This is a genomic window from Pseudomonas sp. VEM90 (assembly GCF_054611535.1).
The window spans coordinates 133052-158901 of record NZ_JBTRAR010000012.1; the positions used below are offsets into that span (position 1 = coordinate 133052).

Below are 25850 nucleotides of genomic sequence, written 5' to 3' on the forward strand. Positions count from 1 at the left end.
GCCTTACGCGTCAAGCATGCGTAGCGCCTCATCGGCAAGATGCGCCAGCGAGAACGGCTTGTTCAGCAATGCCGTGCCCGGCTGATCGAGCAATTGCGCTTCAATGGACTGATCCGCATAACCGGTGATGAATAGAATTTTCTGCTGTGCAAGCTGCATGCGCATGGCCTTGGCCACTTGCCGACCACTGAACCCACCCGGCAAACCGATATCGGTGATGACCAGATCGAAAGGGCCGCCATGGCGAAAGCGCTCCAGTGCGCTATTGGCATCGCCCACATCCGTGACGTCAAAACCACGCTCAGTCAGGTACTCGCGCATGACTGCGCGCAGATCAAGCTCATCATCCACCAGCAGCAGGCGCTCGCCCCGTGCCATGCGTTGCGAAAGCGGCACCGGTTCGGGCTCATCGGGAACCGGCTCATGGCTCCTCGGGAAAAGCATGGACACCTTGGTGCCTTGTTCCGGTACCGACTCGATCCAGGCATACCCGCCCGACTGACGGACGAAGCCATACACCATCGACAGACCAAGCCCGGCCCCGTGTCCGAGCGACTTGGTGGTATAGAACGGTTCAAAAGCCCTGGCGATATCCACCGCTGACATGCCATGGCCATCGTCCTCGACATGCACGGCCACATAGTCGCCTGGCGGCAAGCCACCTTCATCCGGGAAAAAGGCTGTGAGCCGTTCGTTGACGCTGCTGATGGTGACATTGCCCTGTTCCAGGCACGCTTCACGCGCATTGGCACACAAGTTGATCAAGGCATTCTCTAACTGGGGCACGTCCAGGCTCACTGTCCAAGGCGCAACGTCCAGTTGCCAGTGCAAACGCATCTCTGACCCCAAGGCCCGCAGCAACAAGGGCTCGCTCAACCGCAACTGCCGATTGAAGTCCAGTGGCCGAGGGGCCAATGGTTGATGGCGAGAAAACGCAATCAACCGATGGGTCAGGTCCATGGCCCGCTGCACCGAGTCGCGCGCAACGTCCACGTAGGCCCCCACCCGCTCCAGCCGCCCCTCCTGCAGGCGCCGTTGCAGCAGTTCGAGGCTGCCACCGATACCGGACAGCAAGTTGTTCATTTCATGACCCATGCCGCCAGCCAACTGGCCAACCACCTCCATGCGCTCGCTGTTGCGCATCAGCGCCTCTGCCTGACGCGCCGCCTCTTCACGGTCTGCGGTGATGTCCCGGCCAACCGCTGTCAGCAGGCTGCCGTCAAACCGCGCACTCCAGCGAAACCAGTGGTAGTGGCCATCGCGGTGTCGCAGGCGGATCTCCAACTGCTCCGCGTGGCTGCATTGCAGCAGCGCGGACACTGCCAGTCGCACTTCGGCACGCTCTGTCGGATGCACCAGTTCCATTACCGACATCGCCTGCACCTGCTCTTGTGTCCACCCCAGAATGCGGTACCAGGCCGGGTTGGCAGCATGCAGTCTCAATTCAGGGCTAAGCATCATCATCGCTTCGCGCGACAGCAACCAGAACTGCTCTCGCTCGGCCACATGGCGCTCGACCTGGCGTTCAAAGCTCTGCACCTGATCACGCCAATGGCGGTGTGCCTCGACGCTGGCCGTGGTCTCGATCACCGTATGCAGAAACCCCGCCACGTTACCGAGTTCATCGTGCAGGGGTGCATAACCGAATGCGCACCATAGCGGTTCGGTGCCCTCACTGCGGACGATGCGCAGTGGAGGGTCCTCGACAAAATTCGAATGGCCTTCCAGTGCCTTGAACACCCAAGGCCCCACTGCTGGCCAGATATCACTCCACAGGGTATCGAACGCCATGCCCAGCGCATCCGGTAATGCCCGCAACGCTCGGTAGCCATCGTTATGCACCACACACAGGTCTGCCCCCCACACCACCGCACACGGGAAGGGTGACAAGTGCATCATGTCCACAGCAATGCGCAACGAGGCAGGCCAGCGCGACAATGGCCCAAGCGAGGTACGCCACCAGTCGAACTGGGCAATCCGCTCCCCCATCGGCTCGATTGATGGCAAAACAGGCGACTGCAGGATGACCTGCGACGCAGGCTCGCGTGGTTTACCGTTAGCGACCAATGTCGTGACTCCAGCAATGCTCAAGGTTGACCATAGCGCCGCCAAGTCTGGCACGCTCGCCGGTGGATGGGTTCAAGTTAGCACAGCATATCGCGCACACCATGGCGTACTTGCAGGTGGCAGCTATGCTATTTAGGTTTTCCCTCGGGCCAGGGAGCACCGGCCCATTCAGGTTGCCGACGGGAGCAGGGTCATGAGCAAGAAAATTCTGGTGGTGCTGACCAATACAGCGAAGTATCCAACCCTCAAACGGGCGACCGGGTTGTGGCTGGGTGAAGCCGTTCACTTTGTCGAGAAAGTCGAAAAGGCCGGCTACACGGTCGACTATGTCAGCCCACAGGGCGGTTACGTTCCCGTGGACCCGCACAGCCTGCAGATGGCCCCTGACCTGGACTGGCAATGGTACGACGACAAGCGCTTCATGACGCGCCTGGGCAATACTTTGGCCCCAGGGCAGGTGAAGGCCAACGAATACAGTGCCATCTACTACACCGGAGGGCATGGGGTGATGTACGACTTCGCCGAAAACCAACCTCTGCAGGAACTGGCGCGCAAGGTCTACGAAAAAAATGGCATTGTTGCGGCAGTCTGTCACGGCGTTGTCGGCCTGCTGAACATCAAGCTGAGTAACAACTGCCTGCTTCTCAAAGGCCGCAAGGTGACCGGCTTTTCCAATATAGAGGAGAAACTGGTCGAACTGGACGACGTAGTGCCTTTCTTGACGGAGAACGAACTTGGGGCTCGCGGCGGTGAGTACAGTAAGCATGATGAGCCGTGGAAGCCTTACGTGGTCGACGATGACCGGCTGATTACCGGACAGAACCCCGCCTCCACTGCCTTGCTGGCCGATGCAGTGCTCAAAAAGCTCAATGGCAGTTAGCTACACCGAGGCGCTCGATTTCCTACCACTTCAACTGCAGCCGGACTACAGCAGCCTGATCAGTAAATACATAGGCTCAGGGCTCAGCTGTTCACCACGAACAGTTTCAGAGCGGAGAACTGTTAGCCTATGTCGAAAATCATGCACGCAGGGCGCAGCATGGTGGAGCTGCTGCTGCTCATCGCAGTGGCGCTGGTGCCTGTGGTTTCCGGTTTGCTGGTGATGGCTTTCCAGCTGGAAGCAAAACTTGCAGAAAACGCGAACATCTCCGTTCAGGAGGCGGTGTTCAGCGTCGACAATGCACTGGACAGAATGCACGAGACGGCCCTGCGCACCCTGCCATTTGCAGGTCAACCTTGCGACAACGTCAAAAGCACCTTGCAGGACCAGGTTGCCCATCGCTCCATCGTCAGGTCACTGACCTTGCTGAAAGACAAGCAACCTTACTGCAGCACAGTTTCAGGTTCGTTGGAGCATTATTCATCGTTCGCGTTGTCCGGCCAGCGGGTCGCACTGTCCTACGGCCCTCCTGATACGCGCCAGAAGCTGCTGGTAGACTTTCACCAGAAGGGCAGAAACAATGGCGTAATCGTGACAGCCTATGCCACGCAGATCCGCAACGAACTGGATGGCTTTCAGGATGGGCTGATACTGCTGGTCGAATTTGGCGACCGCTACATATGGAGCAATGGTGACAGCCGTGACCTTGAACGCCCTTCACAGGCCGAATTTTTTACAAGCGCAATGTCGGCCAGGTATGGGTATACGGTCAAAGGTGGCTACCCAGAGGGTTTCACCGCTCATGAAATCCGCCAGTCGGTGCTACAGATAGCGCCCTCACTGATGCTGGTGGGGATCGTGACCGGCTCGATCGTCTACCTGGCCCTGTTCAGGGCGCGTGCCAACAGGCGGGGTACCGCCGCCGAACGAGCATGACGACGACGGTACTCCAGGGGCGGTCAGTCTGTGCTCAGCACGCCACGGCGTACCTGGTCACGCTCGATGGATTCGAACAGTGCCTTGAAGTTGCCTTCACCAAAGCCATCGTCGCCTTTACGCTGGATGAACTCGAAGAAGACCGGGCCAAGCAGGGTTTCCGAGAAAATCTGCAGCAGCAGGCGCTTGTCTTCGGGTTGCGAGGCACCATCGAGCAGGATGCCACGCGCTTGCAGTTGGTCGACTGGCTCACCATGACCAGGCAGGCGCTCTTCGAGCATTTCGTAGTAGGTTTGCGGTGGCGGGGTCATGAAGCGCATGCCCAACCCCTTCAGGGCATCCCAGGTCTTGAGCAGGTCATCGGTCAGGAAGGCCACGTGCTGGATACCTTCACCGTTGAACTGCATCAGGAATTCTTCGATCTGCCCCGCGCCCTTGGACGACTCTTCGTTGAGCGGGATGCGGATCATGCCATCAGGAGCAGTCATGGCCTTGGAGGTCAGGCCGGTGTATTCGCCCTTGATATCGAAGTAGCGGATTTCACGGAAGTTGAACAGCTTCTCGTAGAAACCGGCCCAGTAGGCCATACGCCCGCGATAAACGTTATGGGTGAGGTGATCGATGATTTTCAGGCCAGCCCCTACCGGGTTGCGATCCACGCCTTCGATGAAGTTGAAGTCGATGTCGTAGATCGAACTGCCTTCCTCGAAGCGGTCGATCAGGTAGAGCGGTGCCCCGCCGATACCCTTGATCGCCGGCAGGCGCAATTCCATCGGGCCGGTTTCGATTTCTACCGGCTGGGCGCCCAGTTCCAGGGCGCGGGCATAAGCCTCATGGGCATTGCGCACGCGGAAGGCCATGCCGCACACCGACGGGCCGTGTTCAGCGGCGAAGTACGAGGCAATGCTTTTGGGTTCATTGTTCAGGATCAGGTTGATGTCACCCTGGCGATACAGGTGCACATCCTTGGAACGGTGGGTGGCCACTTTGGTGAAGCCCAGAATCTGGAATACAGGCTCAAGTACGCCTGGGGTCGGCGAAGCCAGTTCGATGAATTCGAAGCCCATCAGGCCCATTGGATTTTCGAAGATATCAGCCATGTTCGTGTTCTCATCTGCAGCGAAAATTATTGATTGCGTGGGATGTGGAACAGGAACGGCGGTGAGCACGGAATGCCCCGCACGCTACGGGCGAGGTAATCACCTATGATCAGCTTGAACCCATGGTATGTCATATGGACCCATTCTCGGCGGGCTTGATCCTTCGGAAGTGAAGGACCTTATTGTTGTATTCGTAAATCGATTCTACATTGCGTAAAATGGTTTGTCGCGTTTTAGTTACTCGTACGCGCCGACAAACGGCTATCCTCTCGTTTTACTTCATGATAGTCAGGTCAGCATGCCCCTTACCGTCAAACGCCGCGCCACACTCAGCTGGCGCACGCTGTTGCCCTGGGTCGTCGGCGTGCTGCCGGTCATGTGCGGCCTGGCCGTGATGAACTGGCAGGTCGAGCGTGAAATGCAGGCCAGCAGCCAGGCCACCACCCGCCAGGCACTGGAGCACGTCGAACACATTCTCGACGACCTGTCCCGTGCCGCCAATTCGCTGCTTCCACTGACTGACAGCCCATGCGAGCAGGTCAAGCTTATGCTACGGGCCCAGGTTACCCGCAATGCCTTCGTGCGCTCGACCAACCTGTTCAGGCACAACAACCTTTATTGCACCTCCCTGTTCGGCGAGTTCGAAGAACCGGTCAATCCTGGCGATTACGTCGACGGCGAGTTATGGCTGATGGACGGCAACTCGGTTACGCCGGGCCACCCGCTGCTGGTCTACCGTGCCAGCGACGGCGACCACGGTGCAATCACCACGGTGGATGGCGACCACCTGCTGACAGCACTGCGCCTGATCGGCCCCGATGAAGAACTGCAAATCCGCGTGGGCGACGCCTGGATGGGCAAGGACGGTGTGGTCCACAAAGGCCTATCCCCTGCCGCCCCCAGTGCCAACGTGCTGATAGGCTCGACGCGCTACCCTTTCAGTGTGCAGGGCGGCTACAGTGCCGACAAGCAAGGCCAACTGTTACGCAGCCACTACCCTGGCCTGCTCAGTCTGCTGCTGGTACTGGGTGCCTTGGCGGCGCTGGTGTGCCGCTGGCAGATTCGCCGCGCCACCTCTCCGCGTGCCGAACTGGAGCGTGCCCTGCAGGCCGATGAATTCCTGCCGTATTTTCAGCCGGTGGTGCGCAAGGGCGATTACCGCTGGGCTGGCGCGGAAGTGCTGATGCGCTGGCACCACCCGCGAGAGGGCCTGGTTCGCCCCGACCTGTTCATCCCCTATGCCGAACACAGCGGGCAGATTGTCGCCATGACCCGCGCGCTGCTGACACATACCGCGCAAAGCCTGGCGCCCTATGCCGGCCTGTTGGAAGACGGCTTCCATATTGGTGTCAACATCACCGCTGACCACTGCCGCGACCTCAGCCTGCTGGATGACTGCCGCACATTCCTGCAGCACTTTCCGCCCGGCCGGGTGGTGCTGACCCTGGAGCTGACAGAGCGCAAGCTGATCGAGCCCACGCCGGTCACCCTTGAGCTGTTCGAAAAGCTGCACGCCATGGGCGTGATGATCGCCCTCGACGACTTCGGCACCGGCCAGTCGAGCCTCAACTATCTGCGGCAATTCAAGGTCGACTACCTGAAGATCGACCAGAGCTTCGTTGCCATGATCGGCGCTGATGCACTGTCAGTGCACATTCTCGAGACCATCATCGAGCTGTCGGGCAAGCTGGACCTGGGCATCGTCGCCGAGGGTGTGGAAACCGCCATGCAGCGCGACTACCTGGCCGCGCACGGGGTGGACTTCCAGCAGGGTTACCTGTTCGCCAGGCCCATGCCGGCCGCCCAGTTCCTCGAAGCCCTGGCCACTCGCCCGGGCGCAACGCAGTTGCCGCAAGGCGCGCCCCCTGAGATCATGCGCGGCTGATCAACCCGCTCAATTCCCTTATTCGAGGCATTCGTGTCAAAAGGCATTGTTTCATCGGTCATGGCGTCCTGTTTGTTCGCTGTGATGTACTTCTATACCTCCCTGCTCAAGCCACTTGATGGCGAAGAAATCTTTGGCTGGCGTACCCTGCTGACACTGCCCTGCCTCACCCTGTTCATGCTTGTCTCGAAAGACTGGAAGCGGGTGGGCGAACTGATGGGCCGGGTAAAACGTACGCCGGTGCTGTTGCTCGGCATGGTCGGCACTTCCTGGTTGATGGGGGTGCAGCTGTGGCTGTTTCTCTGGGCGCCCCTGCATGGGCGCAGCCTGGAAGTGTCAATGGGTTACTTCCTGCTGCCACTGGCCATGGTCCTGACCGGGCGGCTGGTATATGGCGAGCGCCTGTCTCGCCTGCAGACGGTAGCCGTGGCCTGCGCCGCGCTGGGCGTGGGCCACGAGCTGTACCAAAATGGCAGTTTTGCCTGGGAAACCCTGCTGGTAACGGTGGGCTACCCGATCTACTTCGTGCTGCGCCGACGCTGCCGCACCGACCACCTGGGCGGCCTGTGGTGCGACATGTGCCTGCTGCTGCCGTGGGCGCTTTACTTCGTGATCCAGAGCCCACTTTCCAGCGCCGATCTGCAAGCACACCCCGGGCTCTATGTGCTGATCCCGATCCTTGGTGCGATCAGCGCTTCAGCGCTGATTGCCTACGTGCTGGCCAGCCGCATGCTGCCATTCAGCCTGTTCGGCCTGCTCAGCTACGTCGAGCCCGTGCTGCTGGTAGGCGTGGCGTTGCTGCTGGGCGAAACCATCGGCCCGGATCAGTGGCTGACCTACCTGCCAATCTGGGCCGCGGTACTGGTGCTGGTGCTTGAGGGCTTCAAGCACCTGCTACGTCAGCGTCGCCGTTCGGTGTAAGCCGAACCTGGCGTACCCGTCGCTCTTCAACCGCCTCCACGGTCAGCGTCCAGCCATTCCAGGCCAGCCGGTCACCGACCATCGGCAGGCGGTCGAGCAAGCTCATCACCAGGCCCGCAAGGGTCTGGTAATCCTCGGTAGCACGGGCACTGAAGCCAGTACGCGCCTGCACCTGGCTGAGGTTCAGCGCGCCGCTGACCACAAAGCCTTCCCCCTCCTGAACGATGCCCGGGCCTTCGACTTCACTGGCATCCGGCAGCTCGCCGGCAATCGACTCAAGGATGTCGGTCATGGTCAACAGCCCGGTGAAGTCACCGAACTCGTTGACAACGAAGGCAATGTGGGTCGACTGACCGCGCATTTGCTCCAGGGCATTGAGGATGCTGAAGCTCTCCAGCAGGTTCAATGGCGCCCGGGCCATGTTTTCCAGGTCGGGCTGGTTGCCCGAGAGCAGTTCTTTCAGCAGTTCCTTCTTGTGCACAAAGCCCAAGGGCTCGTCCACGCGACCATCACGGATGAGTGGCAGGCGCGAGTACGGCGAATTGGCCAGGGCCTGGGCAATGGCATCGGCCGGTTGCGCCAGGTCGATCACATCAACCTCGGTACGGGCAGTCATCACCGTACGAATCGGCCGCTCGGCCAGGTTCAGCACGCCGCTGATCATGACCCGCTCACGACGGTCGAACAGCACGTGTTCCCCGCCGCCCTCGACCAGGTCGGCAATTTCCTCGCCTACCTCGTCAGCCTCGACCCGGCGGCCGCCCAGCAGGCGCAGCACGGCATGGGCAGTCCGTTCGCGCAACGGCCGATGCTGTTGCAAGCTGCGCTTGCGGCGGGCACGGGCCAGTTGGTTGAACATCTCGATCAGGATCGAGAAGCCGATGGCCGCGTACAGGTAGCCTTTCGGGATATGGAAGCCCAGACCTTCTGCGGTGAGGCTGAAACCGATCATCATCAGGAAGCCCAGGCACAGCATGATCACCGTGGGGTGGGCGTTGACGAAGCGGGTCAGCGGCTTGCTGGCAACGATCATGATACCGATCGAGAAGATCACCGCGATCATCATCACGGACAGTTCATCGACCATGCCCACCGCCGTAATCACGGCATCCAGCGAGAATACCGCGTCCAGTACCACGATCTGGGCAACGATCGGCCAGAACGCGGCATGGCGCAGCGTGCCACTGGCCTGGGTCACGTGACCTTCCAGACGTTCGTGTAGCTCCATGGTGGCCTTGAACAGCAGGAACACACCACCGAACAGCATGATCAGGTCACGGCCAGAGAAGCTCTTGTCGAACACTTCGAACAGCGGTGCGGTCAGGGTGACCATCCACGAAATGCTGGCCAACAGGCCCAGACGCATGATGAGCGCCAGGCTCAGGCCAATGACCCGCGCGCGGTCGCGCTGATGCGGCGGCAACTTGTCGGCGAGGATGGCGATGAACACCAGGTTGTCGATACCCAGCACCAGCTCGAGGACGATAAGCGTCAACAGGCCTAGCCAGGCCGTGGGGTCGGCTAGCCATTCCATTAGCGGGTACTCACGAGGGAAACGTCACAAGGACGAGGGAAGGATGGCCGGAAAAGCCGAAGACTGGGGGGCTCCGCGAAGGTGCTCATATAGACCTTGATAAAAAATTGGGAGGACGATGCTACAAGCACAGCAGGTTTCTGTAGTAGCGCAAAACTATTACAAAACCTGTAACACCCCTGCATCGCCATTAGCCCTGCAGGCGCGAGTCGTGCGCAGGTACTTTTGTTCAATACATCAGAACGCCAGCCACGCAAGGATAACGCCTCCCCAACCACGCGGATCTTCCTCATGAGCCTGTACCTGTCCATGGCCGCCTTCGCGCTTGCGGCCTCGATCTCCCCCGGCCCGGTCAACATCGTCGCACTCGGCAGCGGTGCCCGCCATGGCCTGCGCGCCAGCCTGGCGCATGTGGCCGGTGCCACGCTGGGCTTCTGCCTGCTGCTGGTGCTGGTGGGGCTGGGCCTGCATCAACTGCTGCTGCGCTGGCCTTTGCTGGGCCTGATGTTGCACTGGGGCGGGGTGGCTTTTCTGCTGTACATGGCGTGGAAGCTGGCCAGTGACGACGGTAACCTGAACAACGCTCAGTCTGGCCGACCCTCTTCAGCCTGGCACGGCGCAGCAATGCAGTGGCTTAACCCCAAAGCCTGGTTGGCAGCCGTTGCCGGGGTGGGAGCCTACACCGGCGGTGAACAGCACTTGCTGTGGCTGTTTACCTGGATCTATGGCCCAATCTGTTTCATTTCGGTGGCCTGCTGGGCCTGGGCCGGCAGCGTGATTCGCCATTACCTGGACACCCCACGTCACCTGCGCATGCTCAATCGGAGCCTGGCCGTGTTACTGGTCGCCAGCGCGGTTTACCTGATCCTTTAAGGCATGCCCGGCTCCTGCAGGAGCGCCCAGGCTAGCGACGGCGTTTCTGTAATGCCCCGGTGTCGCCGCCAGGTGCTGTTTGAATGCCCGCTGCAGGTGCGCCTGATCAGCAAACCCGGCCTCCTGTGCAACGTCAGCAATGGCCCGGCCCTGGCGCAACTGCGCCCGGGCCAGTTGCACGCGCTGGTCTAGCAGGTAGCCATGCGGTGTCAGGCCAAAGCGTTGGCGAAAAGCACGAATCAGGTAGGACCGAGACAGGCCGCAAGCCCCGCAGATATCCTCGAGGCTGAGCGGGTCACTGCGATGGGCGCGTATGAAAGCTGCCGCTGCATCCAGCCTAGGATTGCCCTCGTCAACCTCGTTGGCATTACCACCAAGCATGCCCGGCAACTCGCTGAACAGGGCCACCAGACGGGCCTCGCGATCAGGCAGCCTGGCATCGAACAGGTCGGCAAAGGCCTGCAACAGCCGCCGATACAACACAGGCGAGCGGCTCCAGGTCTGCGTTGGCAGGGTAAAGCCTACTGCCTGCAACCAAGGCTGATCGACGAACAGCATCAGGTAAGACCAGGGATCCCCGGCAACAGGATTGCAGGCATGTACCACGCCCGGGTTCATCAGCACTGTGGTGCCCGCCCCAACCTCAACGCACTGGTCACTGTTGATATAAGTGCTACGCCCCCCCGTGATGACACCAATGGAGAAGCTCTCGTGGGAGTGCGCGGCGTAGCACACCTTGCGCCCGTCCCCTACCCGTCGGGCTTCGACGAACGGCAAGGCAGGATCGCGCCAAAACCGTGAGACCTCAATCATCCTCTACAGCCCTGCTCGCCGCTGACGTATGCACGAATACTACACACTTATCGTGGAAACAGATCCAGCGTGCGCTCCACTTCGCCAATATCAATCCTGAAACCGTCGCCTTCCGGTAGGCCAACCACAAAGCCGAAATGCTGGTGATCACGATCCGTCAGGTACTTGTAGTAACTGACGAAACGGTTCGGCGGCTGCAAAGTCAGCAGGCAGCCGCCAGCCTGGAGCACATTCACACCATGCACCAACTGGCTCCCCTCCACCCCGATGACCACTTTAGCCCCGGCGCACGCCGCGACAATACTGGGTACATCGGACTTCAGCGGGTTGACGATGCGAAAACCGCGGGTAGTGCGCAGGTGCTCGGCAAGCTCCAACTCGTTGCGCAGCAGGCGCAGGTCACCATCTCCGCCCCGCAACAGGAAAACCCCCGGGTGCTGCGTGTGCGACACATGCGAGAGCAGCTTGTCACCCATGGCTCGGTAGCGAGCATGCCGGCTGCGGTTGTTGCTCTGGTCATCGAACAGCACCACCTCACGAAAGAACGCACTGCGCAGGCGCAAAGGCTTCATGTCCAGCCAGTCTTCATAGGCCGGTGCCTGGGTAAACAGTGGATACCTGGCAGAGGGGGCGGTGGTCACCGGGATGCCCTCGTTGCAGGCCAGCGCATAGGTCGGGCAATCCTCCATCAGCCAGGTGCCGAACCAAGCGTTACCGTTTTGCGTGCAGTAGATCGCGGCGCGGTCGATTTCATGGTCGATGAGGATGGTCGGGAAGGTACACGGCTTCTGCGACAGCCAATGGCTGGCCTTGCCCTTGTACAACGCCCCATCGACCAGCCATACATCCTTGACCAGGTAGCCGCGGGTTGGCCCTTGCAACGTGTGGACACCTCCCCCCATGGTCTGCGCCGGGTGCACGTAAGGGTAAAACCGCTTGCCTTCCCAGCCCGTCACCCGATCGAGCTGGCCAGGCAGGAAAATGGCCGGCGGCGAAACTGTGGCCTCGCCCGGGGCAATGTCCCAACTCTTGGTGGCGAGGCTCTTGATGTCGATCGCCGCTTTCCTGCTCAGCCGCTTGCGCAGCATGTGGCGGTAGGCGGCCAAGGTCCAGGTGTGTTGCCTGGCTGCGGGCGATGCACTGAACTGCGAGATGTCGCTTCCCATGAAGCGTCCCCCCTGATGACGAAGACTGGAGCCCGGCGCCCGGCGCCAGATCAAAGCATCCCTGGCAGTTAGTCAATTGCTCGTGACTCGTTCCATGGTGGGCGGTGACTGCAAGCTGGCGTAACGGCTGCGCAACGTTTCCACAAACGGTTCGCCTGCCCCGCTCCCTCCGTAGAGATAAATCTTGTGCAGGCCACCAAACACCATTTCGTGATAGCGACTGGCAACTTCCTCATCGCTTGGGCCATCCGGCAACCCCAGATGCAACGTCAGCTTGTCGCCTTCGACCGCGAACATCGGCGTGTCCCACAGGAATTTTGCCGTACCGGTCTTGGGCAAACGGACAAACAGGTACGCATGGTTACCCAGCGAATCGATATCACCACCGCGGCGGCGCTTCCACTTCAGCAGGCCGTCGTCCGGGCGCGCCAGACACAGGCCGATGTCGTAATAATCGAAGCCCTGCTCCAGTGCCCACTCGAGCGCCATGAAGGTGGTGATCGAATTCACCTCGCGCAACTTCTTCGCATCGGAAAACACCGCTTCACAATAACCAAAGCGCAACGTGCTCCAGTAACGCTTGCCGTCGCGTACCACTTCACACCCCAGGTGGCAGCCGATCACCTCATCGCCCAGCATGATCAAGTCAAGCCGGCCGACACTCTTGGCAATACGGAACACCTCTTGGGTAGGAAACTGCGCGGCGTGAATGCCCTGCCTGGCCGAAGCGTATGGGCGCAGCAGTTCCCGGTCGGCCATGGCGATTTCTTCGTCCGAAAGGGCTTGGCGCATGTGATATAGGGGCCGGTTCTTGCGAATGCTGCGCCGCAGTTCGCTGTCGTAGCGGGCAGTGATGTCCTCCAGCGGGCGCCCCAGCGGCACCACCGCACTCAGGTAATGCGGCACTGACAGCGCCCCCGACGTGGGCATTTCACTGATGACCACGACGTGGCTGGCAGCCGCCGTGGCACTTGCACTGTCTACGATCGATGCGCTGCCCTGGCCCTTGCCACCGATCAGCAGCTTGGCCATTTCCCGTTGCTGCTTGCGGCCGATGTAGAGGATTTCGTACGGGCTTTCCTGTTGCGGGCGAAACCTCGCAACTTCCCAACGCCAGAGACAGGCACGCGCCATCATTTCTCGCACTTTGCAGGCCAGCAGCCTGACTTCGTAGCGCGTGGAGGGCGACAGGAGCTTGCGCGCCACAGTCGTCAAGGTCTTTTTCATTTTTTCTTCGACGTCCTTTGAAGTGCACTGTTGGCCAATCGGAACAAGAGAAAAAACCCGGCAAAATCACTTAACACTTTGATTTTTATTGTTTTACTTGAAACTTTATTATCACATTCAGTAACAATTTAAGATGCCTGCAAACGCTTTGGCAAGCGGCTTCTGGCTGACTTCAGATCAAGTTTCATGGCGTCAAATTACCCGCATCAAACCGCTGCTCAGCATAACTTTTGCTATAACCATGCCCATCAAGCGTCCGCCGCCCATTTCGCTATCAATGAATAACCTTTGACGCCTTCTCTTAGCATAAACGACCGTCAGGTTGCCGACTGCTTGCCGGCAGGCATGGGCAGCGATGTTGAGCCAGACTGGTGTTTTTCCGGCAGCCAGTGCATGCTCGCAGCTGAAACGATTCAACCGACTTGAAAACCGCCCTTTGATGTGAGGTGCAGTACCCATGGACCGTTTGCTCGATTCACTCTTCCCCAGCGCCGAGAACATCCCGGAAACCTGGCGCCTGGGGGCCCCACTGGAACAACGCGACTACCTGGTCAACGGGGAGCTCAGGCGCTGGGACGGCCCGTTGGCCACGGTGCGCAGCCCGGTGTGGCTCAAGCAAGGCGACGAAGAGCATCAGGTCATACTGGGCAGCGCCCCGCTGCTGGATGCCGAGACCGCGCTTACCGCCCTCGATGCCGCCGTGCAGGCCTATGACAAAGGCCGTGGCGCCTGGCCGAACATGCGCGTGGCCGAGCGTATCCAGCATGTCGAAACCTTCCTTGCACGCATGCGTGAACAGCGCCAGGCCGTGGTCAAGCTGCTGATGTGGGAGATTGGCAAGAACCTGAAGGATTCGGAAAAGGAATTCGACCGCACCTGCGACTACATCGTCGACACCATCAACGCCCTCAAGGACCTGGACCGCCGCTCCAGCCGCTTCGAACTGGAACAAGGCACCCTCGGCCAGATCCGTCGCGTCCCGTTGGGCGTGGCCCTGTGCATGGGGCCCTACAACTACCCTCTGAACGAGACGTTTACCACGCTGATCCCGGCGCTGATCATGGGCAACACCGTGGTGTTCAAGCCGGCCAAGTTCGGCGTACTGCTGATTCGCCCCTTGCTCGAAGCGTTCCGCGACAGCTTCCCGCCAGGCGTGATCAATGTCATCTATGGTCGTGGCCGGGAAACGGTGAGCGCGCTGATGGCCAGCGGCAAGGTCGATGTTTTCGCCTTCATCGGTACCCATAAAGCCGCCAGCGACCTGAAGAAACTGCACCCACGCCCGCATCGCCTGCGCGCCGCACTGGGCCTGGACGCCAAGAACCCGGGCATCGTGCTGCCCCAGGTCGACCTCGACAACGCTGTCGAAGAGGCCGTCACCGGCGCGCTGTCGTTCAACGGCCAGCGCTGCACGGCACTGAAGATCCTGTTCGTCCATGAGGATGTGGTCGAGGCCTTCCTGGACAAATTCCAGCGCAAACTGGCCGCGCTCAAGCCCGGCATGCCGTGGGAACCTGGCGTGGCGCTGACGCCGTTGCCCGAACCCGGCAAGGTCGACTACCTCGATGGCCTGGTTGCCGATGCGACGGACAAGGGCGCACGCGTGCTCAACGAAAATGGCGGGCACAGCCGCGGTTCATTCTTCTACCCGGCCTTGCTGTACCCGGTCAGCCGGGAAATGCGCGTGTACCACGAGGAGCAGTTCGGCCCACTGGTACCGGTGGTGCCCTACCGCGACCTGCAAACGGTGATCGACTATGTACTGGACTCCGACTACGGCCAGCAACTGAGCCTGTTCGGCAACGACCCGGCCACCATCGGCAGCCTCGTCGACATCTTTGCCAACCAGGTCGGGCGCATCAACATCAACGCCCAGTGCCAACGCGGGCCGGACACCTACCCGTTCAACGGCCGCAAGAACAGTGCCGAGGGCACGCTGTCCGTGGATGACGCTTTGCGTGTGTTTTCCATCCGGACGCTGGTCGCCACACGCTTCCAGGAGGCCAACAAAGCGCTGATCAGCGAGATCATCCGCAACCGCCAGTCGGGCTTCCTGACCACCGACTACATCTTCTGACCGCCGCGCTTAGAGACAATCGATCTAGCGTCACTGTCGATTTTCCATCTGGGCGAACGACTCTAAGCAACAGGGCGCCCTTCGGCGCCCATTGCACAGGAGAGTCGAACATGGCAGTCAAACCTATCCCCGAAGGCCAGCACAGCATCACGCCCTACCTGGCCATCAACGACGCCGCCAAGGCCATCGAGTTCTACAAGCAAGCCTTTGGGGCGGTGGAAATGTTCCGCCTCGATGCCCCAGGCGGTCGCGTTGGCCATGCCGAACTGAGAATCGGCGATTCTTCGCTGATGCTGGGCGACCCCTGCGACATGGAAGGCGGCCTCACCGCCAGCCAGAAACTCAGCGGTGCGGGTGTAGGCCTGCACCTGTATGTTGAAGACTGCGACAAGGTCTATGCCCAGGCCTTGGCCGCCGGGGGCATCCAGTTACATCCCTTGACCGACCAGTTTTACGGTGACCGCAGTGGCACCCTGAAAGATCCGTTTGGCAACATCTGGTTCGTTTCCACCCACAAGGAGGACCTGACCCCCGACGAGATTCGCGCCCGCGCCGCGAAGATGTTCGGCGGTAGCCAAGCGGCGAGTTGAAAGCCGCGCGACTTTGCTTGAAGCTTGAGGCTCGTAGCTTGGAGCTGCTTCATGCGAATCATCGACAAAACCGCCACTCAGGTGCGCAGCCTGACCCCCGCCGAAGAGGAACTGCTGGTCGGCTTTGCCACCGGCAGCCTCGCCGGCCCGCGCCTGCTACAGGCCAACCAGCTACTGATGAACGTGCGCAACGCCAACCAGTGGCTGGCTTGCGACTGCCGCAACGATGCCTTGCCGGTGCTCAACGTCACCCTCAACGGCAGCACCGGTACGCTCTTCCTCAAGAACAACCCGGGCACTGCCGAGCACGCGCCAGGCTGCCCGTTCACCAAGGACGAGCGGGAAGCCGCCGAACGTGAAAACGATCCTGTCCCCCCCGCCGCCTGGCTGCCACCCGATACACCCTTGCGCCTGATCAGCGACTTCCGTGCTGGCACGGCCGGTAGCGTCGGCGATGGCAACGACAGACGCGAACAGCAGCGCCTGCTGTCACTGCTGCTGACCTGGATTGAAACCAGCGGGCTCAACCTTTACGCCACTCACCTGAAAAAAGACCTGACCACACAATTTGCCGAGTTGCGCAGCGTGGCCAGCCGCTATCCGCTGCTGGAGCGGGTGCCCGCCAGCAACTACCTGGAAACCCGCCTGGACATGAAGCACATGATGATGCTCAAGTCCCGCCTGCGCGAAGCCTCCGTGTTCGGCAACCATCGCCGCCACGGCCTGCTGCTGGACTGCGTCGACCAGATCAAAGGGCGCAAGTTGTTCAACAACCGCAGCGAGGAAGGCTTCGACTTCCAGGGGCATCACCTGTACTGGGGCGGGAGCCGCACCACCGGGCCGTTGCTGGCCCTGATGATCTACTCGCCAACCAGCGCCGGTAGCCATTTCTATGAGTTGATCCATGTGGCCAGTGTGCCCGTGCTGTCGCGCGCGCACCTGTTCCCGGTGTACCGCGATGAAGAGCGCGAGCCGCTCAAGGCATTGGTGTCGCTGATCGACTGGATGGCCAGTAAAGGCGTGAAGGTGCAGATGCGTCGCCCCGTGATCGGTGGGCAGGTGATGGATGAGCTGGTGCTGACCTCGGACCAGGACCGGGTGTTGTCAGTGTCGCTGCTGGAACAGCCCATCGGCCCCGAGCCGGACACCGAGAACTTCAAGCGCTACGCCGACTTCAAAAGCCTGGAAACGTTCCGCAAGTTCGTTGCCGGTTTTTTCATGCGCGAGCGTTGAAACCCATTCGTTGGCTCACGCAGCGATCAAAGGCGGCAAGCAAGCGGCTAGACACGCTTGCATTGGCCGCACGTGTGCGTCAGCCCAGGAACAGCTTGTACGCCGGGTTGTCAGTCTCGTCCCAATACTGATACCCCATCTCATCCAGCGTCAACGGCAAGCCCGCCAGCTCGTCCGCTGGCACTTCCAAAGCAGCGAACACCCGCGCCTGCGCCGCACCATGGTTGCGGTAATGGAACAGGCTGATGTTCCAGCGCTTGCCCAACCGCTCCAGAAACCCCAGCAACGCCCCTGGCCGTTCGGGGAACTCGAAGCGCATTACCCGCTCATCCGCCCCTGGCGCGGCATGCCCGCCTACGGTATGGCGCACATGTAGCTTTGCCAGCTCGTTGTCGGTCAGGTCGAGCACGCTGTACCCCTGCTCCCGCAAGCTGGCCAGCAACTGCTCACGTGGGTCGTGCACCGGGTGGGTCTGCACCCCCACGAACAGGCGCGCCTCCTTGCCTGCATGGTAGCGGTAGTTGAATTCGGTGATCTGCCGCTTGCCCAGTGCCTGGCAAAAGGCACGAAAGCTGCCCGGCTGTTCCGGAATTGTCACGGCGATGATCGCCTCGCGCTGCTCACCGAGCTCGGCCCGCTCGGCCACATGGCGCAAGCGGTCGAAATTGACGTTGGCGCCGGAGTCGATGGCCACCAGGGTCTGCCCCTGTACACCTTCACGCGCCACGTACTTCTTGATACCTGCCACAGCCAGGGCCCCGGACGGCTCGGTGATCGAACGGGTGTCGTCGTAGATATCCTTGATCGCCGCGCACAGCTCGTCACTGCTCACCGTCACCACCTCGTCGACGAAGTGGCGGCACAGCTCGAAGCAATGGGCACCGATCTGCGCCACCGCCACGCCATCGGCAAAGGTGCCGACCTGCGGCAGGATCACACGTTCGCCGACGGCCATGGCAGCCTGCAGGCAGTTGGAATCCACCGGCTCGACGCCGATCACCTTCACTTCAGGACGCAGGTACTTCACATAGGCGGCAATACCGGCGATCAAGCCGCCACCGCCCACGGGCACGAAGATAGCGTCCAGCGCCCCCGGGCGCTGACGGAGGATCTCCATGGCCACGGTACCCTGCCCGGCGATCACATCCGGGTCATCGAACGGTGGCACGAAGGTCGCGCCTTCGCTGTCGGCCAGCTTCAGTGCGTGGGCCAGCGCATGCGGGAAGCTCTCGCCCTGCAGCACCACATGCCCGCCGCGCGAACGCACGCCTTCGACTTTCAACGATGGCGTGGTGGTGGGCATGACGATGGTTGCCTTGATACCCAGGTGCGATGCCGCCAAAGCCACGCCCTGGGCATGGTTGCCCGCCGACGCGGTGATCACCCCGCGCTGACGCTGCGCATCGGTCAGACGCGACAGGCGGGTATAGGCACCCCGGATCTTGAACGAAAACGTAGGCTGCAGGTCTTCGCGCTTGAGCAACACCTGGTTGCCCAGTGTGGCAGACAAGGCCGGAGCCGCTTGCAGGGGCGTTTCGATGGCCAGGTCGTACACCGGCGCGGCAAGAATGCGCCGCACCTGCTCCGACAGCAGTTGCTGAGGGGTGACGGTAGTACGAGGGACACTGAAGCTGGTCATCGATGACTCCTTGGCTATTTTCACGTTGCCCAGGAGTCAGAGAGAAAAAACCCGCCTCCAGGGCGGGTTCGGTGCACGTACGCGCTAGCCCGCCAAGCTGATAATGGCGGTAATAATAATGGCGTTCACGTGCGGGAATGTATTCATGGTGCAGGAACTTAGCCTGCCTCGCGGCCGAAAGTCAACACTTGGCCTGCTGCGCCGAAAGCGGCACATCGAACACCTTGTCGAAGCCCCACTGGAAGACAAAGGCGTAAACGAAGAAGAACACGAACAGCGCCAGGTTGGTCAGCAGTGCCGCCCACAGGCTCACGTCCAGCCAGTACGCTACCAGCGGCAGCAGAATCACCACCAGCCCACCCTCGAAGCCCAGCGCATGCAGCAGGCGCCGCAGGAAAGTGCGCTCACGCTTGTGCTGGCGCGCTTCCCAACGTTCGAATACCCAGTTGTAACCCATGTTCCAGCTCATCGCGATGCCTGACATCAGCACCGACAGCAGGGTCGACTGCGCCATGCCGGCGCCGAACGCCAGCTCCAGTGCGGGCGCCACGCAGGCGACGGCGATGGCCTCATAGAGAATGGCCTGGACGATCTTGCGGGCCTTGCCTTGCATGTTCAGCTCCCTGAATGAACGACCTGTAAAGCTACAAGATGCAGCCCGCAAGAAACAGCCCGAAATTTGGACAATCCCGCGTTCGGCTGCTTGTATCTATTCCGTACATGACAGTGACATCTCCTGCACCTTCGTCGAGGGAACGAGCGAGGATAAGACGATGGCCCACTCTGCCCTGCCGGTGGCTGACACATGAGCCTGGTATTCATCGATTTTCTCACTTACCTGCTGTTCGGCCTGAAGCTCCTGGCGATCACCCTTGCCTCGTTGATGTTCCTGTTGGGCCTGGACGACCTGTTCATCGATCTGTGCTATTGGGGACGCACGCTGATCCGGCGTTTTCGCATCTACGGCAAGTTCGAAAGGGCCGATGAGAAGCGCTTGTACGAAGTCCCGGAAAAACCTTTGGCCATCATGGTCCCCGCCTGGAACGAAGTCGGCGTGGTCGGTGAAATGGCCCGCCTGGCCGCTTCGACCATCGACTACGAGAACTACCAGATCTTTGTCGGCACCTACCCCAACGACCCGCAAACCCAGGCCGACGTGGACGCGGTGTGCCTGCACTTCCCCAACGTGCACAAAGTGGTCTGCGCCCGCCCCGGCCCCACCAGCAAGGCCGACTGCCTGAACAACATCATCGACGCGCTGCTGCGCTTCCAGCAGGACGCCGGCATCGAGTTCGCCGGTTTCATCCTGCATGACGCCGAAGACGTGATCTCGCCGATGGAGCTGCGCCTGTTCAACTACCTGCTGCCGAGCAAGGACATGATCCAGATCCCGGTGTATCCCTACGCACCGGCGTGGAAGGGCTTTACTGCCGGCCACTATGTCGACGAGTTTGCCGAAAACCACGGCAAGGACGTGATCGTGCGCGAAGCGCTGACCGGCCAGGTGCCCAGTGCTGGCGTCGGCACCTGCTTCAGCCGCCGCGCCATCAGCGCACTGCTCGAGGACGGTGACGGCATCGCCTTTGACGTACAGAGCCTGACCGAGGACTACGACATCGGCTTTCGCCTGAAGCAAAAAGGCATGAAGTGCATTTTCGCCCGCTATTCCATCACCGATCCGGCGCTGACCCTGAAGCAGGAATGGCGCCCGGGCATGAGCCGCGAATTCTCCCAGGTGATCTGCGTGCGAGAGCACTTCCCGCGTGACTGGCAGCATGCCATCCGACAGAAGTCGCGCTGGATCGTCGGCATCGTGTTCCAGGGCACCAGCAACCTCGGCTGGAGCCGAAAAGGTGCGCTCAACTATTTCCTCTGGCGTGACCGCCGCGGGCTGTTCGCCTACCTGCTGAGCTTCCTGGTCAACCTGTTGCTGCTGGTGTTGCTGGCCATGTGGTTAGTTACGGTGATTGCGCCGGAGTCATGGCGTTTCATGTCGATCCTCAGCGACAGCTGGTTGCTGTCGACCCTGCTGTGGCTGAACGGCCTGTTGCTGCTCAACCGGCTGTTCCAGCGCGCCTGGTTCGTCACCCGCTTCTATGGCATTGGCGAGGGCTTGCTGTCAGCGCCGCGGATGATGTGGAGCAACTTCGTCAACTTCTTCGCCAACCTGCGTGCCCTGCGCCAGGTAATGGAAATGGGCGATTCGCGGCGCGTGGCCTGGGACAAGACCACCCACGAGTTCCCCGCCATCGCCACCCCGGCTCGCACACCACTGGGCCAGCGCCTGGTGGCCAAGGGCCTGATCACCGACGAACAACTGCAGCAGGCCATCACCAGCCCGGTTCGTCGGCGCCTGGGCCGCGAACTGCTACTGCGTGGCTGGCTGAACAGTGAGCAGTTGGTGGCCACCCTGGCCGAGCAACTGGACCTGCCCTGGGCACCGCTGAACCCGTTCAAGCTCGACCCGCAACTGATCGCCAAACTGCCGCGCAAGCTGGCCACCCATTACGGTGTACTGCCAGTGGACGAAGACGGCGACACGTTGATCCTGGCCAGTGAAAGCCCGGTCAGCCAGGTGTCGCTGGGTGTGATCAGCCGCCAGCTGAAACGCCCGGTCAAGGCACGCCTGGCCCCCTAGGGCCGGGTCACACTGGGACTTCGCTACCACTACCCAAGCCCCTGGCAGCATCAAGAAACCCGAGACATGCTGGCCGTGCTCGAACGCCACCAGGACGACGAAGCGCTGCTGGAGCGAGTCAGCCATCACCAAGTCATGCTAGGCGCGCTACTGCAGGTGCGCGGTATGGTCCCTGTCACCCTGTTCAACCAGGCGTTGATCGACTTCGATCCCGAACACCAAAGCCTCGGCGAGCACCTGATCGCCCGCGGCATCATCACCAGGCAGGTGCTGGAGCGGGCCCTGATCGAACAGGCCAGTGAACAGCAAGTGGCTATTGATCTGACCCGGGAGGTGGCATGAAGCCGCGTTTTTCCCTTACTTTCACTGGCCTGCTGCTGTGCTCCGCTGCCCTGCCCGTTGCCGCTTCGGCACCGATGACCGACTTCCAGCGGTTCACCAGCTTTCCGTTCATGGACCGCAGCTATCGCGAGGCCAGGAAAGATAACTGGGCTGAAGTCGAGCGCCTGACCCGCCATGTGCTGGGCCGGGTGCCGAACAACGACGAAGCCCGCGCCCTGCTGGTCGAGGCCCTGGCCCGCCAGCGCCGTTACAAGGAGGCTCAAGCGCTGGCCGAACAGCTAGGCGACAGCCCCGAATACGCCGACACCCTGCTGGAGCTGCGCCTGACCTGGATCGAGCAGGACCCGCCACCGGCCAGCCAGGTGGAGCAATGGCTGGTCGCCAGCGACGGCAACCACCGGATACGCCTGTGGCAGGCCTACAGCCTGAGCTTGGCCAAGTTTGGAGGCGCTGCCAAAGCGCTGGAATGGCTCAACCAGCTACCGCCCGGGGGCGACGGCCAGGTACTGCGCCTGGCCCGGGCCAACTTCGCCGAACAGCTGCGCAACTGGAAGGAAACCATCGAGCAACTGCAGCCGTTGGCCGACACAGGCCAGTTGCCTGCCGAAGACTGGCAACGCCTGGCCAATGCCTATATCCAGCAAGTTGACGAAAAGGGCCTGACTGCGCTGCTGGCCCACGCCCCCTCCCCCGCAGCGGCCAACCAGACGCGGCTGGCCATGGCCAACCGCGCCATTGCCGTCGGCCACCACCAGCAGGCCCAACGTTGGCTGCAGTCGCTACCGCCTGATCAACTGCAGAAACCCGAACAGCGCCAGCAACTTTGGCAACTGGCCCGCGAAGGCGACGATGCGGCGCTGGTGCGACGCCTGAGCAACGACCTGCAGCGCCCCTGCCTCGAAACGGTCGACTGGCTGTCACATCAAGACCCGGACCTGGCCCGGGAACAGTTCAAGGGCTGCTCCGCCAGCTCCGACCCACGGGCTTATGCCGTGCTCAAGCAGCGCCTGTATGGCGCCCCACCGCCGCAGCCGCGCACCACCGCAGAATGGGAACAACGCTATCGACAGACCGGCGACCTCGCCGCACTGGAGCAAACCACCTTCCTGTTGACCGAACAGGGCCACGGCGATCACGCACGGCAATTGCTGGAGCAGGCCTACGACCGCCGCCAGGGCCGCCTCGGCCCATCGCTGCTACAGCGGCTGGGCAACCTGTATGCCCGCAACGACGGGCCCCTGGACAGCCGCCGCATGCTCGGCCTGATACCCCGGGTCAACGCCAACACCCGCGCCCAGTTGCTCGGACGGCTGGCCGAAGCCGGCCAGTGCGATGCCGTACGCCAGGCAGTGCCGGCCAACCCGAGCGAACCTGGCCAGTACCGTGCCCTGGGGCGCTGTGCCATGCCCGACCAGCCGGGTGAGGCGGTGGTCTACTACCAGGCTGCCGAGCGCCTGGGCGGCCCTGGCAACCGTCTGCCGCTGGCCTACGCACTCGAAGCGGCCGGCGACTCCGAAACCGCCCAGTCCATCTGGCGCAGCCTGCCAGACAGCGCCTTTACCGATAATGCCCGCCTCACCGCCGCACGCGGCGCGCTGAATGCAGGCGACGCCGATGCAGCGCGCCGCTACTGGGACGCTGCCGCGCACCAAAGCGCCGACGACTGGGCGTTGGGCGCCGCCATCGCCCAGCGCCAAGGTGACCCGCAGACCGCGCTGGGCTTCCAGCGCCAGGCGCTGGCGCACAACCCGCGCGCCGATCACTACTACGCCGCATCCGGCACTGCGCAACTGGCCGGTAACAGTGCGCAGAGCACCGTCTGGCTAGCCGAAGCCGTGCGCCTGGCTCCCGACCAGCCGCGCTATCGCGCCGACTACGGCATGCGCCTGGCTGGCTCGACGGACAAGGCTCAGCGCATGCAATCGATCCCCTACCTTGAGCGCGCCACTCGCGACTTCCCCGAGGACTACCGCCTTGGCGAAACACTTGCCTTGCGCTACGACGAACATGCAGACAGCGCTGCGGCACGCCGCGAACTGCGCCGCATCCTCGACGTAGAGCAGAACCTGATCGACGGTGATGACGAATACGGCAGCCTGGAGGCCCGCAAGTACCGCCAGCGCCGCGCTCACGAGAGCCTGTCACGTCGCGACACCATTACCCTGGCCAGCACCTGGTCGCCGGCTGGCACCTCGACCAACGACAAATTTCTCGACAACGGCCAGCGCAGCGGCAGCTTGCGCCGGGCGCAATCGCAGAACGTGCAGTTGGCCATGTGGGACCATGCTCTGGGCGAGGAGCCCAGCCGCAATGGCAGCACCCTGTCAGTGTATGGCCGGGTACTGTTCGGTGGCCAAAGCCGCACCGACTATGCGCAGAGCATGGGTACCGGTGTCGGCCTGCGCTACAAACCGCTCGGCCAGGCCAACCTCAACCTGTATGCCGAGCTTTACCACCAGCGGCAGGTCGACGAAGCCCACTACCGCGGCCTCAGCCTTGGCCAACTGCTGAGCCCGGCCAAGGTCGGCGGCAACTGGGGCGATTTGCGCCACCACGCCGAATCGAGCAATGACCTGCTGCTGCGCGCCACCGCCTCGTTCCTCGACCAGGGAGGCTGGCGCAACGACTGGCGCATCGATGAGGACGACTGGAACGAACGGTTCCTCTACCTCGATGCTGCCTGGTGGACCCGCGCCGGCGACCATGCCTGGCTGTCGCGCTACCAGCAAGGCCACGCCTGGAAGCTGCCGGGCAGCTCGCCGCAAACCCTCATGCCCTACGGCTTTGTCGAGTTCTCCAGCCAGGACCCTGGCAACGACTGGCGCCAGGACGCCCGCGCCGGTGTCGGCGTGCGCTGGCAATGGTGGTTCGACGACGACCGCTACAACGCCTACCGCGGCTCGCTGAAAGTGCGTGCCGAGTACCAGCAATCGTTGGGCGGTAACCTTTACGAGCGCGCCAACGGCGTGCTGGTCGGTGCGGAGATGACCTTCTGATACGTGCGCTCATCGCCTTCTGCCTGCTAGCCCTGTGCCTACCGGCCACAGCTGACCAGCGCCTGTTCTATCAACCCCTGAACCGCGATGCCAGCGTCACGCCCGCCCAGTGGCAGCACCTGTGGCAAACCACCGCGGCCCAAGGTGGCAAAACCCTGATCGTGCAATGGAGTGCCTATGGCGACAGCGATTTCGGCGGAGCCAAAGGCTGGCTGGCCAACAGCCTGCGCACGGCGCGTGCCGAAGGCCTGCAGTTGGTGCTGGGGCTGTACATGGACCCGGCCTACTACCAGCGCCTCGACGAGCTGGATGGCGAAGGCCTGAACAGCTACTGGAAAGCGCAGCTGGGGCGTTCGCTCAGCCAGTACCAGCAACTGCGCCAGGCCTGGCAGTTGCCAGTGGACGGCTGGTACCTGCCCATGGAGCTGGACGACCAGCATCTACGCGAGGCCGAACGGCGTGATGCGCTGTACAGCCAGCTACAGGCCTTCAACCGCCGGTTGGACAAGCCGTTGCATATCAGCGCCTTCAGCACGGGCAAGCTGTCGCCGCGGGTCAATGCCGTCTGGCTGGATCAACTGGCCGGCTTGGGCTTGACTGTGTGGTGGCAGGATGGCGCCGGCACCGGACGTTTGCCGGCGTTGGTGCGTCAGGGCTATGAGCAGGCCCTGCCGTGCCGGGTGGGTGTGGTGCGTGAGGCGTTCCGCCAGGTGAGCGCGCCCGAGCAGGCGTTTCGGGCGGAGCCTGCCGAGCCCCGGCTGGGTAGCGGGTGCCATGCCGAGGCAGTGTTTGCCTTGCGCTACCGGCCCTGGGCCAGGGGTGTCTTGCCACAGCAATGAGTCGCCAGGGCCGGCCTCTTCGCGGATAAACCCACAGGTCCCCCACACCGTACGGTCCCTGTAGGAGCGGGTTTACCCGCGAAAGGTCCAGGCC

The 25850-nt window shown here is 61.9% G+C and carries 19 protein-coding genes and 1 pseudogene; 11 read left to right on the plus strand and 9 right to left on the minus strand.

Annotation, left to right across the window (positions count from 1 at the left end; translation table 11 throughout):
* Positions 1-3: 3 nt before the first annotated feature.
* Positions 4-2067 carry a hybrid sensor histidine kinase/response regulator gene (locus ACYCCG_RS13800; RefSeq protein WP_339443962.1) on the minus strand — a complete coding sequence of 688 codons (2064 nt, stop codon included), beginning with the start codon at positions 2065-2067 and terminating at the stop codon, positions 4-6.
* A gap of 193 nt (positions 2068-2260) precedes the next feature.
* On the opposite strand from ACYCCG_RS13800, the gene ACYCCG_RS13805 reads away from it, so the two are divergent.
* Both ACYCCG_RS13805 and ACYCCG_RS13810 read left to right on the plus strand, forming a co-directional pair.
* Positions 2261-2947, plus strand: a complete 687-nt coding sequence (locus ACYCCG_RS13805) for a type 1 glutamine amidotransferase domain-containing protein (protein WP_339443961.1) — start codon at positions 2261-2263, stop codon at positions 2945-2947.
* Positions 2948-3076: 129 nt separating this feature from the next.
* Positions 3077-3883 carry a CSS-motif domain-containing protein gene (locus ACYCCG_RS13810; RefSeq protein WP_209965591.1) on the plus strand — a complete coding sequence of 269 codons (807 nt, stop codon included), beginning with the start codon at positions 3077-3079 and terminating at the stop codon, positions 3881-3883.
* 23 nt (positions 3884-3906) lie between these two features.
* Here ACYCCG_RS13810 and hppD read toward each other — a convergent pair whose 3' ends face one another.
* Positions 3907-4983 (minus strand): 4-hydroxyphenylpyruvate dioxygenase, encoded by a 1077-nt coding sequence (hppD, locus tag ACYCCG_RS13815; protein WP_028697182.1) that lies wholly within the window; start codon positions 4981-4983, stop codon positions 3907-3909.
* 298 nt (positions 4984-5281) lie between these two features.
* On the opposite strand from hppD, the gene ACYCCG_RS13820 reads away from it, so the two are divergent.
* Both ACYCCG_RS13820 and rarD read left to right on the plus strand, forming a co-directional pair.
* Positions 5282-6868, plus strand: coding sequence for an EAL domain-containing protein (locus ACYCCG_RS13820; RefSeq protein ID WP_459670793.1), 1587 nt, complete (start codon positions 5282-5284; stop codon positions 6866-6868).
* Positions 6869-6901: 33 nt separating this feature from the next.
* Positions 6902-7789 (plus strand): EamA family transporter RarD, encoded by an 888-nt coding sequence (rarD, locus tag ACYCCG_RS13825; RefSeq protein WP_176683400.1) that lies wholly within the window; start codon positions 6902-6904, stop codon positions 7787-7789.
* Here the strand turns inward: rarD and ACYCCG_RS13830 are convergent.
* Complete coding sequence (locus ACYCCG_RS13830; protein ID WP_209965587.1) at positions 7752-9323, minus strand: TerC family protein; 1572 nt, start codon at positions 9321-9323, stop codon at positions 7752-7754. The two genes, rarD and ACYCCG_RS13830, sit on opposite strands and share 38 nt — an antisense overlap.
* 291 nt (positions 9324-9614) lie before the next feature.
* On the opposite strand from ACYCCG_RS13830, the gene ACYCCG_RS13835 reads away from it, so the two are divergent.
* Positions 9615-10196 (plus strand): LysE family translocator, encoded by a 582-nt coding sequence (locus ACYCCG_RS13835; protein ID WP_459670795.1) that lies wholly within the window; start codon positions 9615-9617, stop codon positions 10194-10196.
* Here ACYCCG_RS13835 and ACYCCG_RS13840 read toward each other — a convergent pair.
* The 4 genes from ACYCCG_RS13840 to ACYCCG_RS13855 form a co-directional block, all read right to left on the minus strand.
* Complete coding sequence (locus tag ACYCCG_RS13840; RefSeq protein WP_339533499.1) at positions 10161-11009, minus strand: AraC family transcriptional regulator; 849 nt, start codon at positions 11007-11009, stop codon at positions 10161-10163. The genes ACYCCG_RS13835 and ACYCCG_RS13840 overlap by 36 nt on opposite strands.
* A gap of 47 nt (positions 11010-11056) precedes the next feature.
* The gene (locus ACYCCG_RS13845; protein WP_176683396.1) at positions 11057-12175 is read right to left on the minus strand and encodes a glycosyltransferase 61 family protein; all 1119 of its coding nucleotides are present in this window, start codon (positions 12173-12175) and stop codon (positions 11057-11059) included.
* 72 nt (positions 12176-12247) lie between these two features.
* Positions 12248-13402 carry a GNAT family protein gene (locus tag ACYCCG_RS13850; protein ID WP_176683395.1) on the minus strand — a complete coding sequence of 385 codons (1155 nt, stop codon included), beginning with the start codon at positions 13400-13402 and terminating at the stop codon, positions 12248-12250.
* A gap of 192 nt (positions 13403-13594) precedes the next feature.
* Positions 13595-13861 (minus strand): hypothetical protein, encoded by a 267-nt coding sequence (locus ACYCCG_RS13855; RefSeq protein ID WP_339443957.1) that lies wholly within the window; start codon positions 13859-13861, stop codon positions 13595-13597.
* Between ACYCCG_RS13855 and ACYCCG_RS13860 the strand changes: the two genes are divergently transcribed.
* The 3 genes from ACYCCG_RS13860 to ACYCCG_RS13870 all read left to right on the plus strand — a co-directional run bounded on the left by ACYCCG_RS13860 (position 13860) and on the right by ACYCCG_RS13870 (position 17302).
* Positions 13860-15479 carry an NADP-dependent glyceraldehyde-3-phosphate dehydrogenase gene (locus tag ACYCCG_RS13860; RefSeq protein ID WP_176683394.1) on the plus strand — a complete coding sequence of 540 codons (1620 nt, stop codon included), beginning with the start codon at positions 13860-13862 and terminating at the stop codon, positions 15477-15479. The two genes, ACYCCG_RS13855 and ACYCCG_RS13860, sit on opposite strands and share 2 nt — an antisense overlap.
* Positions 15480-15589: 110 nt before the next feature.
* Entirely contained in the window at positions 15590-16069 is a 480-nt protein-coding gene (locus ACYCCG_RS13865; RefSeq protein WP_064493271.1) for a VOC family protein, read from the plus strand.
* 51 nt (positions 16070-16120) lie between these two features.
* The gene (locus ACYCCG_RS13870) at positions 16121-17302 is read left to right on the plus strand and encodes a hypothetical protein (RefSeq protein ID WP_209965582.1); all 1182 of its coding nucleotides are present in this window, start codon (positions 16121-16123) and stop codon (positions 17300-17302) included.
* A gap of 79 nt (positions 17303-17381) precedes the next feature.
* On the opposite strand, the gene ilvA is transcribed toward ACYCCG_RS13870, so the two are convergent.
* A complete protein-coding gene (ilvA, locus tag ACYCCG_RS13875) occupies positions 17382-18941 on the minus strand; it encodes a threonine ammonia-lyase, biosynthetic (protein WP_176683391.1) in 1560 nt (519 codons plus the stop codon).
* Positions 18942-19122: 181 nt separating this feature from the next.
* Positions 19123-19554 carry a PACE efflux transporter gene (locus ACYCCG_RS13880; RefSeq protein WP_176683390.1) on the minus strand — a complete coding sequence of 144 codons (432 nt, stop codon included), beginning with the start codon at positions 19552-19554 and terminating at the stop codon, positions 19123-19125.
* Positions 19555-19746: 192 nt separating this feature from the next.
* On the opposite strand from ACYCCG_RS13880, the pseudogene nfrB reads away from it, so the two are divergent.
* From nfrB to ACYCCG_RS13895, 3 genes and pseudogenes are all read left to right on the plus strand, one after another.
* Positions 19747-21921, plus strand: a pseudogene (nfrB, locus tag ACYCCG_RS13885) (cyclic di-3',5'-guanylate-activated glycosyltransferase NfrB).
* Entirely contained in the window at positions 21918-24917 is a 3000-nt protein-coding gene (locus ACYCCG_RS13890; protein ID WP_209965574.1) for a phage receptor, read from the plus strand. The pseudogene nfrB and the gene ACYCCG_RS13890 overlap by 4 nt, the downstream one beginning before the upstream one ends.
* Entirely contained in the window at positions 24917-25756 is an 840-nt protein-coding gene (locus ACYCCG_RS13895) for a DUF4434 family protein (protein WP_339443950.1), read from the plus strand. Before ACYCCG_RS13890 ends, ACYCCG_RS13895 begins: the two co-directional genes overlap by 1 nt.
* The last annotated feature ends 94 nt before the right edge of the window (positions 25757-25850 follow it).